Source organism: Amycolatopsis sp. NPDC004772 (assembly GCF_053601215.1).
In genome coordinates this window covers 99,699-111,836 of the sequence record NZ_JBSGBK010000023.1, presented here as the reverse complement: position 1 = coordinate 111,836, position 12,138 = coordinate 99,699, and the positions used below count along the sequence as shown (strand labels likewise).

General features: G+C 74.3%; 9 protein-coding genes. 2 read left to right on the top strand and 7 right to left on the bottom strand.

The genetic code is table 11. The annotated features are described in order from the left end of the window. Positions 1 to 231: 231 nt before the first annotated feature. From nudC to ACWEF6_RS16795, 5 genes are all read right to left on the bottom strand, one after another. Positions 232 to 1,251 carry an NAD(+) diphosphatase gene (nudC, locus tag ACWEF6_RS16815; protein WP_449683748.1) on the bottom strand — a complete coding sequence of 340 codons (1,020 nt, stop codon included), beginning with the start codon at positions 1,249 to 1,251 and terminating at the stop codon, positions 232 to 234. Then, positions 1,251 to 2,630 (bottom strand): M16 family metallopeptidase, encoded by a 1,380-nt coding sequence (locus tag ACWEF6_RS16810; RefSeq protein ID WP_449683747.1) that lies wholly within the window; start codon positions 2,628 to 2,630, stop codon positions 1,251 to 1,253. The genes nudC and ACWEF6_RS16810 overlap by 1 nt, the downstream gene beginning before the upstream one ends. Continuing rightward, positions 2,627 to 3,919, bottom strand: a complete 1,293-nt coding sequence (locus tag ACWEF6_RS16805; protein WP_449683746.1) for a M16 family metallopeptidase — start codon at positions 3,917 to 3,919, stop codon at positions 2,627 to 2,629. The genes ACWEF6_RS16810 and ACWEF6_RS16805 overlap by 4 nt, the downstream gene beginning before the upstream one ends. 63 nt (positions 3,920 to 3,982) lie before the next feature. Beyond that, positions 3,983 to 5,503, bottom strand: a complete 1,521-nt coding sequence (locus ACWEF6_RS16800) for a DUF2207 family protein (RefSeq protein ID WP_449683745.1) — start codon at positions 5,501 to 5,503, stop codon at positions 3,983 to 3,985. Positions 5,504 to 5,505: 2 nt separating this feature from the next. After that, positions 5,506 to 7,212: a DUF2207 domain-containing protein gene (locus tag ACWEF6_RS16795; RefSeq protein WP_449683754.1), complete on the bottom strand. Its 1,707-nt coding sequence runs from the start codon at positions 7,210 to 7,212 to the stop codon at positions 5,506 to 5,508. A 608-nt stretch (positions 7,213 to 7,820) separates the two neighbouring features. Between ACWEF6_RS16795 and ACWEF6_RS16790 the strand changes: the two genes are divergently transcribed. After that, complete coding sequence (locus tag ACWEF6_RS16790; protein ID WP_449683744.1) at positions 7,821 to 8,897, top strand: neutral zinc metallopeptidase; 1,077 nt, start codon at positions 7,821 to 7,823, stop codon at positions 8,895 to 8,897. Between the two features lie 6 nt (positions 8,898 to 8,903). Here ACWEF6_RS16790 and ACWEF6_RS16785 read toward each other — a convergent pair whose 3' ends face one another. Continuing rightward, positions 8,904 to 9,806: an RDD family protein gene (locus ACWEF6_RS16785; protein ID WP_449683743.1), complete on the bottom strand. Its 903-nt coding sequence runs from the start codon at positions 9,804 to 9,806 to the stop codon at positions 8,904 to 8,906. Between the two features lie 34 nt (positions 9,807 to 9,840). Between ACWEF6_RS16785 and ACWEF6_RS16780 the strand changes: the two genes are divergently transcribed. Next, entirely contained in the window at positions 9,841 to 10,848 is a 1,008-nt protein-coding gene (locus ACWEF6_RS16780) for a stage II sporulation protein M (RefSeq protein WP_449683742.1), read from the top strand. On the opposite strand, the gene ACWEF6_RS16775 is transcribed toward ACWEF6_RS16780, so the two are convergent. After that, entirely contained in the window at positions 10,845 to 12,137 is a 1,293-nt protein-coding gene (locus ACWEF6_RS16775) for a DUF58 domain-containing protein (protein ID WP_449683741.1), read from the bottom strand. The genes ACWEF6_RS16780 and ACWEF6_RS16775 overlap by 4 nt on opposite strands. Position 12,138: the final 1 nt, after the last annotated feature.

Sequence of the window (12,138 nt, the reverse complement as noted above, 5' to 3'; positions counted from 1 at the left end):
ACACCACCAATTTTTTTTGGTGGGGTTGGCCCCCCTCCCCCCCCCCCCCCGCCGGGGGGGGGGGGGGGGCGGCCCCCCCCCCCCCCCCCCCCCCGCGGGGGGGGGGGGGGGCCCCCCCCCCCCCCCCCCGCCACATTGGGGCGCTTGGGGGCCGGGCCGTGCGCCGGGAGCAACGAAACGGCCCCGGTGGGAAGCCGGGGCCGTTTCATGGTCGCGTTCGGTGGTGGGCGGTTACTCCTCCGCGTCCGCCCAGGCCTTCAGCATCACGCGGGCGATCGACGAGTTCCCCGGCAGGATGATCTCCGCCGCGCCGCCGGCGATCGGCGTGGGGCGAGAACCCGCGCCCCGGTCGGCGCTGTTCTCGAACGCCTCCCGCACCTCCGCCCGCGAGACCCACAGCGCCTCTTCGATCTCCCCGTCCGCCGGCACCAACGGCAGCGCGCGGTCCGCGCGGGCCGTGAACCCCAGCATGATCGACCTCGGGAACGGCCACGGCTGGCTGCCCAGGTACCGCACGTCGGACACCGAAGCGCCCACCTCTTCGCGGATCTCCCGGACCACGCACGCCTCCAGGGACTCCCCCGCCTCGACGAACCCCGCCAGCACCGAGTACCGCCCCGCCGGCCAGATCGGCTGGCGCGCCAGCAGCACGTGGGAGCCGTTCACGCCCTCCGCCGAGTGGACCAGGCAGATCACCGCCGGGTCCGTGCGGGGGTACTCCTCGCGCCCGTCGTTCGTGCACTTGCTCGCCCAGCCGAACTGGATCAGCTCCGTCGGGCTGCCACACCGCGTACAGAACCGGGCCTGACGCCGCCAGAAGCGCAACGCCTGGGCCGTCGTGAAGAGCCCGGCCGACGTGTCGTCCAGGAGGTCTCCGTAGCCGCGCAGCTCGACCCAGACCTCGCCGTCCGCGCGCGGGACCTCCTCCACGAAACCCCAGCTGCCCGCCATCTTCACCGTGTCGGCCGCGCCCGACGGGCCGCCCGGCAGCGACCAATAATCGACGTCCTGCCACTCGCCGAGGAACACCGCGTCCTCCGGCGGCGAAGCACCGAAGTCGATCGCCTTCCGGAACGCCAGCGTCGACGCCCCTTCGGCCACCGGGGTGCGCCCGGCGTCGTCCAGGAGGACGACCCGGGCGTCCGGCCAGCGCGAAGCGAGCCGTGCGGGGTTGGTGCGCAAGCCTTCCTGACGGTCCACTGTGGACCGGGACAGGGTCGGCAGGTCCCCCAGGGTGAACGGGACCGACATCAGGCCGGCTCGCCCACGACGACGTCGCCGAGCGCCAGGAGCTTGCGCTCCAGCACCGCCGCGTCGCCGACCACCACGCCCGTGAACCGCTTGGGCGCGAAGTACTTCAGCGCCGCTTCGGCGACGTCGTCCGCGGTCACCGCCGCCACCCGCGCCGGGTGCTCGTTCAGCCACTCCAGGCCCAGCCCGGTCGACGCCAGCGCCAGCACCTGCCCGGCCAGCCCGGCCTGCGACGACGTCGACGTCAGCAGCGAGCCGATCGCGTACTGCCGCACCGACTCCAGCTCGTCGCCCGACGGCGGGACCTGGCCGAGGCGGCCCAGCTCGTAGCGGGTCTCCAGCAGCGCCGGGGCCGTCGCGTCGGTCGCCGTGTCCGCGTCGACGTTGACCACCGCCGTGCCGTCGGTGAACTCGAAGCCGGAGTGCGCGGAGTACGTGTACCCCTTGTTCTCGCGGATGTTCTCCACCAGCCGCGACGAGAAGTACCCGCCGTAGGCCAGGTTCGCCAGCTGCAGCGCCGCGTAACCCGGGTCCGTGCGCGGGATCGTCTGCGCCGAGAGCCGGATCTGCGACTGCACCGCACCCGCGCGCGGCACCAGCAGCACGCTCGGCCCGGTCAGGTCGGGCAGCGGCGGCAGCCGGACGGCGGAGCGGTCGGACGCCCAGCCGCCGAGCACCTTCTCCAGGTCGCCGACGACACCGGCCGGGTCGAGGTCGCCGACCAGCACCACCACCGAACCCCGCGGCAGCACCGACGCCTGGTGCAGCGCCCGCACCTGCTCCGGCGTCACGACCGCGACGTCTTCGGCGCGCGGGACCTCGCGCGTGGCCGGGTGGTCGCCGTAGCGGTGCTTCTGCAGGGCCTCCCGCGCGATCGTGCGCGGCTGCGTGCGCGAGACGGCGATCCGCTCGACCAGCCGCTCCTTCTCGCGGGCGATCTCCTCGTCGGCGTACGTCGCCCCGGTGAGGACGTCGCCGAGGACGTCGAGGAACGTCGGCAGCTTGTCGGCCAGCGCGGACCCGGTGAGCACCAGGCGCTCCGGGTCGACACCCGCGCCGATGTCGCCGCCGATCAGGGCCAGCTCGGCGTCGATCTCGATGCGGTTGCGGCGGGCCGTGCCGGTCAGGATCGTCTCGGCGAGCACCTCGGCCGTCGCCGGGTGCAGCGGGTCGTCGCCCGCGAACGGGATCCACAGGCGCGCCTCGACCATCGGCACGGTCGCCTTGCGGACGGCCACCACGCGCAGGCCGTTCGCCAGCGTCGTGTCCACATGGGACAGATCGGCGGCGGCCCGCTGCTCGCCGAGCGGCGGCAGCGGCCGCGGCCCCCGCGCGGTGCGGCCGATCTCCTCCGCGCTGCGGTGCGTTGCTGAAGTCACTGCTCGTTGTTCCCTTCCGAAGCGGGCTTGACCACCAGCACGGCGCGCGCGTCCGGGCGCAGCGCCTTCGCCGCCGCCGACACGGCCTCCGCGGTGACGGCGGACATCCGGTCCGCGAGCCGGTACACCAGCGACGCGTCGCCGTAGAGCAGCTCGAACGAGCCGAGGGCCAGGGTCCGCGACACCAGCCTGTCGTGCTCGGAGTGCAGACTCGCCGTCCAGCGGGCGGTGACCTTGCGCAGCTCTTCCTCGCTCGGCGGGGTCTCGGCGAGCTTCTCCAGCTCGTCGTCCAGCGCGGCGAGCACGCGCTCGCGGGGCACCTCGTGCGGGTGGATCAGGGTGATGGTGAACGTATCGGGGTCGCGGGCCTCGAACGGGCCGAACAGCCCGGCACCGGCGCCGATGTCGACGACCAGGGGCTCCTTGTGGACCAGCCGTTGCTGCAGGCGGGAGCCGTCGCCGTCGGTGAGCACGCCGGCCAGCACGAGGTAGGCCAGGTAGCTGTCGACGTCGTTGATCGGGTCCGGCATCCGGTAGCCGATGCCGAGCGCGGGCAGCGGGGCGTGCGCGTCTTCGATCTCGCCGCGCAGCTCGGTGGTCGGCAGCGGCTCGGCGAACGACGGCCGCTGCGGCGCCGGCCGGTGCGGGACGTCGCCGAAGTGGTCCTCGATCAGCTTCTTGGCGGTGTCGACCTCGAAGTCGCCCGCCACGGTCAGCACGGCGTTGGCCGGCGAGTAGTAGGTGTCGAAGAAGGCCGCGCAGTCGTCGACCGTGGCGCTTTCGAGGTCCTCGAAGCCGCCGTAGCCGTTGTGGGCGTTGGGGAACGTCGAGTAGAGCACCGGCGGCAGGGTGATCCACGGGAACCCGCCGTAGGGCCGGTTCAGCACGTTGAGCCGGATCTCCTCCTTGACGACGTCGATCTGGTTCGCCAGGTTCTCCGCGGTCAGCTTGGGCGCGCGCATCCGGTCGGCTTCGAGGAACAGCGCCCGCTCGAGCGCGGCGCTCGGGAGCACCTCGAAGTAGTCGGTGTAGTCCGGGTGGGTGGACCCGTTGAAGGTCCCGCCGCTGGACTGCACGTGCCGGAAGTGCGCGAGTTTCTCCAGGCTCTCGGAGCCCTGGAACATCAGGTGCTCGAAGAGGTGCGCGAAACCGGTGCGCCCCTCCGGCTCGGAGCGGAAACCCACGTCGTAGTGCACGCTGACGCCGACCACCGGCGCGGTCGCGTCGGGGGCGAGAACCACGCGCAGACCGTTGTCGAGGGTGTATCGGACGAGCTCGGGATCGGCCATGGCCCCACCCTACGACGACCCCGCGCTTCCCGGCGTCCCGGCTCGTGAGTGGTAAGGCGGGTTCTAACCCTCCTTACCACTCACGAGCTCGAGCCGGTGGGCGCGGTGGGCGGCGGCGAAGGTGCCGGTGAGCGCCGTCGCGAAGGATCCGGCCTGGTCAGGGCGGACGTCGCCGGCGTGCCAGTAGACCGGCGGCGGGTGCTTGAGGCCGTCGAAGGCAGCCACCCAGGGCGCCAGTTCGCCCAGAGCGAGCGCGTACGGCAGGCCACGGGAGAAGACGAGCTCGCGCTGCGGCTTGTCGAGGTCCTTGACCCGGACGGCGGTGACGCCGCGGAGCCGGCGCGCGACCTCGGCGCCCGCTCGCCGCCGCGCGGGCAGAGCGACCGAGGCGGCGACGGCGGCGACCCCGGCCAGCGCGAGGAGCACGCCGAGCTGGGCGTACCCGACCGTCAGGGCCAGCAGCACCGTGAGGAACACGCCGTAGCAGACGACCCGGAGGCCGGCCCGGCGAAGCCGCCCCGCCGCCCACCAGCCGCGCCGGACGAGGTCGGCGGCCAGCTCCGCGCGCGGGACTTCGACGCGTCGCTGCCGCAGTTCGGCGAGCGTCACCGTGTCTTCCGGCAGGACGGCTGCGAAGACGGCACGTTCGAAGGGCGACAGGTGCTCGTCGGCGGGGTTGCGGCGGCTCAGCCGGGTGCCGTCTTCGCTGACCCAGAGGTAGTTGCGGACGGCGAGGTCGAGCACGGTCGCGGCCAGGTCGAGGGGCCCGGCCCGGCCGCGCAGGAGGACCCCGGCGTGGCCCGGCAGCACCCCGGCCGGGGACGCGAACTCGCCGTTCGCGGTGACCGGCTCGGCCTTCGGCGCCGTCCCCGGATCGGCGTCACGGCGGCGCGCGAGGCCCACCAGCAGAGCGGTGACCAGCAGCAAGCCCGCGAAGGCCGCCCAGGCCCAGCCGACCGGCGCGGTGAGCACGAACGCGCCGGCGATCGTCTTCGCCGGGACCAGGACCTCGTTCGCCGGAACGGTTCCCGCGGGCAGCTCGACGGTCGCCGTCATCCGGTCACCCGCGGCGAGGTTCTGCTGGCTGAACCGGGTCAGCCCGGCGTGGTCGATCTGCGCGGCCGCGCACGGGAGGTCGCCGACGAGGCAGTCGACGGCGGTGGGGATCTTCGGCGCCGCGAAGGAGGCGCGAAGGAACTTCAGCTCGGTGCTCCAGCCGCCGGCCAGCTCCCAGGTGACCCGGTCGCCGGCGACCGCACCGTCCACTGTGTACCGGACGATCGACGTGCCGGGCGTCAGGTGGACGGTGAAGGCGTCTTTGTCCACGCTCGCCGTCCCGCCGCCTTCGAGGACGACGTCGCGGACGCCGTAGACGCGGTCGCGGTGGTGGGGCGCGGCGACCCGCAGCGCGACCCGGCGATCCATCGTGAGGCCGTCGGGGACCGAGATCGCTTCGACGACCGAGAGCGAGCCGTCGCGCTGGACCTTGAGCTGGATCTCCGCGCTCTGCGGCACGGTGGGCAACGGCGGCTGGTCCGCGGGGCCGGCGGCCAGTGCGAGCGCGAGGACCGCCCCCGCGAGCACGGTCAGCGGGCCGCGGCGGCGGTGAGGACGCCGTCGAGCGCGGTCAGGAAGGACGGGAAGTGCGCACCGAAGCGGCGCAGGTCCGGCTCGGCTTCCATGCCGCCGTACCAGTACAGCCCGGCCGAGCCGTCGGCCGACGGGTTGAGCGCGGCGAAGGTGCCGAGCCAGCGTTCGGTGTCGCCCAGGACGACCGCGTACGGCAGCGAGCGGGAGAACACCAGCTCGCGGTCGGCGGGCGGGATGTCGTCGGCCCGCGCGGTGTGCAGGTAGTCGAGCAGCCCGCGGACCTGCCCGGCCAGCGCCCGGCCGCGGGCGGTGCGGGACGGCAGCAGCGCGGCCACCGCGACGACGGCGAGCCCGGCCAGGGCCAGGGCGACGCCGAGCAGCGCGTACCCCGCGGTGAAGGTGAGCACCGCGGTGGTGACCAGGCCGAGGGTGAAGATCCCGGCGCCGAGCCAGGTCAGCCGGCCGCGGGCGGTGTCGGGGCGGCGGGAGAACCAGCGCTTGCTGACGACGTCGGCGTACATCGCGTCGCTGATCCGGCGCAGGTCGAGCCCGCCGCGGGCGCGCAGCTGCGACACGAGCACGGTGTCGGTGCCCGGCGGCAGCAGGGTTTCGCAGACGGCGCGTTCGAAGTCGTGGAGGTGCTCGTCCGGCGGGTTGCGGCGGGCGATCTGCCAGTCGGGACCCGGGACTTCGGCCAGCCACAGGTAGTTGCGGACGGCGAGGTCGACGACGGTGGCGCTGATGTCGACGACGTCGACGGTCTCGTCGACGACCGTGCCGACCTGGCCGGGCAGCACGCCGTCGGGGCTGGCGAAGAAGACTCGGTCACCGTCGCGCAGGAGCACCTCGACCGGGCCGGTGGCGGTGCGCAGCGCGCCGGCGTCCTGCTTGCGGCGCCGCCACACGAAAAGGGCGGCCGCGACGAGGAAGACGAGCAGGACGGCGAAGGCGATCCCGGTCGGCGGCGTCAGCGCGAAGGCGTTGGCCAGCAGGCCGATGGCGGCGAACTGCGCGTTCGCCGGGGTGGTGCCCGCGGGCAGGCCGACGAGCAGGTCGACGCGGTCGCCGGGGCGGACGTCGTTCTGTTCGAGCCGCACGACCCCGGTGTGGTCGAGCTCGGCGAGGGTGCAGCGCTGGTTCGAGCCGACCGGGCCGGCGAAACAGTCCACAGGGGACAATTGGGTCGCCGGGGCGACGAGGGACGCGGTGAGCTTGGCCAGCGGGGTGTCGAAGCCGCTGGCGACCTGCCACCGGGCCTGCTGGCGGCCGTTCTGGTCGGCGATGGCGCCGTCGACGGTATAGGTGACACTGCTGGTGCCGGCGGGGAAGGTGAGCACGAGCTGGTCGCCGGTGAGCTCGGTGGTGGCGCCTTCGGCCTTGACGTCGCGGACGGCGAAGACGCGGTCCTGGTCGTCGCCCGCGGGGACCTTGAGCGGGACGCGCGAGGTGAGGTGCTGCCCACCGGGGACGGTGACGTGTTCGGTGACGGAGAGGGTCCCGTCGCGGAGGACCTTGAGGGCGACGTCGGCGGTGGCGCCTTCGGGCGGCCGGACGTCCTGGCCGCCGAGCAGCTGGGGTTTCTTGGACTGGTCGTCGGGCAGGTTGGGCAGCACGGGCCCGGCCGACGGCCCCTGCGCGGCCGCGGGCCCGGCGGTCACCAGCACGGCCGCGACGGCGATCGCGGCGGCGGCCCCCCATTTCATCGACACAGCACCACACCCTAGAGCACTCGATCTATGCTGACGCCCGGAACGGCGCGATCACCGCAGGTACGCCGCTTCGGACGGGGAAAACGCACGGGGGGTTCCATTCGATGACGCACGGTCCTGGTGCCGGTCCGGGTCCCGGTTCCGGCCCGCACGACCCGCGCCGCCCGCAGCCACCGGGCCGGCCGCCGCAGCCGGGCCGGCCGCCGCAGCCGCCCCCGGGAGCGCGGCCGCTGCCGCCACCGGGGGTGCGGCCGCTGCCGGGGCAGGGTGGGCCGCCGAACCGCTCCGGCCCGCCCGCGCAGCAGCCGGGCCCGGGCGCACCCGGCCCCGTCGGACCGCCCGCGCAACAACCCAGCACCGGTAGCGCACCCGGGCCGTTCGCGGCGCCCGCGCAGCAGCCGGGCCAGGGCGCACCCGGCCCTTTCGGGAACCCCGCGCACCAACCCGGCCCCGGTGGCGCACCCGGCCCCTTCGGGGCGCCCGCGCAGCAGCCGGGCCTCCCGCAGCCGCCGCGCGGTCCGTACGGGCCGCCCACCGGGCCGTTCGGCCACCCCCTCCCGCCGCCCGCGCGGGCTCCGCTGCCACCTCCGGCCGCGGCCGCGGTGCCCGTCTTCGCGCCGGGTTACGCCGCACCTCCCGCATTCGGGCCGCGGTTCGCGCCCGGCTACACCCCTTACGTCGCCAAGAAGTCGAACACCGGTGTCGTCGTCGCCGTCGCCATCTTCGCCATCGTCGCCGTCGCCGGGGGGCTCATCGCCGCCGTTGCGCTGTCCGGGAACCACAAGCGGCATGTCGCCGACGCCGGCTACTCCAGCACCTATCCGACCACCACCGAAGAAACCACCACCGCAGCGACGACCACCGCGACCACGTCGTCGGCCGCGGAAACCACGACCGCCCGGACCACCGAACGACGGACGGCGACCTCGCAGCCGCCGTCCGGGCCGCGGTCGGTTGCGGCCACCGGGAACAACCCGCTGTTCGGCAGCCCGGACTACGGCCTGCAGAACGTCCCGTGCTCGCTGAGCCGCTGGGCGACCGACCAGAACAGCGTCACGCGCTTCTTCCAGTCCGGCATCGGCTGCCTCGACGCGATGTGGTCACGCATGCTCGGCGCCGTCGACCTGCCGTTCCGGTCGCCGAACCTGTCGGTGCCGCGGTCGCTGTCGGAATCGTCGACGCCGTGCGGCAGCGGCGGCACCACCACCGGTGTCACGCCGTTCTACTGCTCGGCGAACAACACGATCTACATGCCGATGGACCGCATCGAGCTCGACGTGTGGGGCAACCACCCGGGCCCGTACCTGTCGATCCTGGCCCACGAATACGGCCACCACGTGCAGAACATGTCCGGCATCACCGAGGCGTTCGCCAACCAGCGCTACGACGCGGGCGCCGACTCCGCGGCCGGCCTGGAACTGTCCCGGCGCATGGAACTCGAGGCCCAATGTTTCTCGGGGATGTTCCTCGGCTCGGCGTCGGTCTCCGGCGGCTCGGTCGACAAGAACCTCTACAACGAAGCCTGGAACGCCCAGGACCGCGGCGACGACTACGCCCGCAACGGCAAACGCGACCACGGCAGCGCCAAGCACAACATCAGCTGGTGGCAGCACGGCGCCACGAAGAACCGCAACCAGCAGTGCAACACCTGGCTCTCCCCCTCGGGGGACGTCTCGTGACGCCGGTCAGCTCGGCGGGGTGAACGGGTTCTCCACCCCCGTCGGCGGCGTCGGCGGATCCGGCTGCGCCACGGCCGGGACACCGGCCGCCGCCGGGTGCGGCTGCGGCAGCTGCCCCCGCGCCGCCGCGAGCCGGGCCTGGTAGGCCTGGACCGCCCGGGCGTGGTCGCGGTTGCGCCGCTCCGCCAGCACCGCCGCCAGGAACGCCCACGGCGGTACCCCGGGCGGCACCGGCGTTCCCAGCGCGTTGCCCACCTGCTGCGCGAGCCCCCAGCCGAGCGCGTGGGACGCCTCCGGGCGCAGCTCGCGGAACCGGGCGAGGAACTGGCGGCTGGCCAGCGCGAGGTCGTCCGGCAGGCGGGTCAGGTCGAGCTGCGACGCCCAGCCTTCGAGGCCCGGCGGCATGCCGATCGCCGCGTACGCCGCACCGTCCGGGACGCGCTCGCGGACCACCAGCGTCCCGGCGAGGAAGTCGCCGACGCGGCGGCCGTTCGACGAGCACAGCGACACGATCACCGCGACCGCGCCGAACAGGCCGAGCGCCCAGAAGTCGACGACGAAGCCGCCGAGGCCGCGGACCAGCGCGTGCCGGAAGCGGATCGGGCCGCCGTCGACGCGCACCACCCGCAGGCCCACCGCCATCTTGCCCAGGGAGCGGCCGCGCGTGAGCGTCTCGGAGATGACCGGGTAGCCGACCATGACCAGCACGACGAAGACCAGCAGCAGCGCCACGAAGAGCGACTCGTCGTCGGCCGGCGTCACGAACGAAAGCACCATGGCCGCCGCCAGCAGCAGGGCCAGCTGCAGGAGGACGTCCAGCGCCATCGCCAGCGCGCGGCTGGCGAGTTTGGCCACGCGCAGGTCCAGGACGACCGCTTCGCCGGTGACCAGCTCCGATTCCTCGTGCACGAAGACCAGCGTATCGACGGATAGGGTGGCCGGTGTGGATGTGGACGTCTTCGTCGCCGCGCACGCGGCGGAGTGGACCCGGCTCGGCGAGCTGACCCGGCGCGGCGGCAAGCTGACCGGGCCGGAAGCCGACGAGCTGGTGACGCTCTACCAGCGGACCGCGACGCACCTGTCGATCGTGCGGTCGGTCGCGCCGGACCCGGCGCTGCTCGGCCGGCTGTCGGACCTGGTCGCCCGCGGCCGGGCGGCGGTCTCCGGGTCGCACAACCCGGCCTGGCGCGAGGTCGCCCGGTTCTTCACGCGCCGGTTCCCGGCCGCGGTCTACCTTTCGCGGCGCTGGTGGATCCCGGCCGCGCTGGTGTCGATCGCGGTGATGGCGGTGATCGCCGTCTGGGTCGCGCGCGACCCGCTCGTGCGCGCGTCACTCGGGACGCCGGACGAGCTGCGCGAGCTGACCAAGCCCGGCGGCGACGCGGAAACGTACTACTCGACGGGACCGGCGGCGTCCTTCGCGGCGCAGGTCTGGACGAACAACGCGTGGGTGGCGGCGACCTGCCTGTTCCTCGGCGTCGCGCTGGGCCTGCCGGTGCTCGGCGCGCTCTGGCTGAACTCGCTCAACGCCGGGATGATCATCGGCGCGATGAGCGCGGCCGGCCGCGGCGACGTGATGATCGGCCTCCTGCTCCCCCACGGCCTCCTGGAGCTGACGGCGGTGTTCGTCGCGGCGGGAACGGGGCTGAAGCTCGGCTGGACGGTGATCGACCCGGGCCGCCGCTCCCGCACGGCGGCGCTCGCCGAGCAGGGCCGGTCGGTGGTGGTGATGGCGCTCGGGCTGACGTGCGTGCTGCTGGTGTCCGGCGTGATCGAGGCGTTCGTGACGCCGTCGGGCTGGCCGACGTGGCTGCGGGTGGGCATCGGCGCGGCGGTGGAGGTGGCGTTCCTGGTGTACGTCTTCACGCTGGGCCGCCGCGCGGCGAAGGACGGCGAGGTCGGCGACCTGGACGCCCGCGACGCCGGCGACGCGCTGCCCGAGTCGGCCTAGAGCCGTCCCGCGGCCTTCAAGGCCAGGTAACGGTCCGCCAGCGCCGGCGGCAGTTCCTCCGGGACCGCGTCCACCACGTGCACCCCGTGCCGCACCAGGCGTTCGGTCACGCGCTGGCGCTCGGCCGTCGTGCGGGCCGCCGAGGCCGCGTCGTACACCGCTTCCGCGTCCCCGCGGGCCGACAGCATCTCCGCCACCCGAGGGTCCGCCACCGACGCGACCACCAGCTCGTGCCGGCCCGTCAGCGAACTCAGCACCGGGAAGAGGCCCTCCTCCAGCGGTGCCGCGTCCAGCCCGGTCAGCAGCACCACCAGCGCGCGCCGCCGGGTCCGCTGGAGGACCTCCGCGATCATCCCGCGCGCGTCCGTCTCCACCAGCGACGGCTCGAGCGGCGCCATCGCGTTCACCAGCGACGTCAGCAGGGACGCCCCCGATGAGCCCTGCACCGCCGCGCGCAGGCGGCGGTCGTAGGCCAGCAGGTCGACGCGGTCGCCCGCGCGGGAAGCCAAGGCGGCCAGCAACAATGCCGCGTCCATCGCCGCGTCCAGCCGCGGTGCGTCGCCCACGCGGCCCGCCGACACGCGGCCCGTGTCCAGCACCAGCACCACGTGCCGGTCGCGCTCGGGGCGCCACGTGCGGACCATGACGTCCGCCGCGCGGGCCGTGGCGCGCCAGTCGATCGAGCGGACGTCGTCGCCGATGACGTACTCGCGCAGCGAGTCGAATTCCGTGCCCTGGCCCCGGATCAGCACCGCGTTGCGGCCGTCGAGCTGCTGCAGCCGCGCCAACCGGGACGGCAGGTGCTTGCGGCTGTGGAACGGCGGCAGCACCCGGACCGTCCACGGCACCGCGTGCGACCCCTGCCGGGCGGCCAGGCCCAGCGGGCCCACCGAGCGGACCGTCACCCGGGCCGCCGTCCGGTCTCCGCGCCGGGTCGGCCGCAGGGACGTCACCAGGGCCCGCCGCTCCCCCGCCGGGACGTGCACGGCATGCCGGTCGGCCGCGCCCGCCGACGGCGGCCACGCGTCGCGCAGCTGCCCGCGCACCGCACGGCCACCGGGGTTCGCGACCACCAGCCGCACCTCGCACGGCTCGCCGAGCCGGACCGAGGTGCCGCCCGAGCGCGCGAACGTCAGCGCCCGCACGCTGCCCGCCAGCGCCAGGTCGACGGCGACGAGCACCAGCAGCACCGCGCCGACCGCCAGGAGCCCGGTGGTCGACGGCAGCAGCAGCCCGACCACCAGCGCGCCGAACAGCGCCAGCAGCCCGAGCCTTCCGGTGACGGCCATG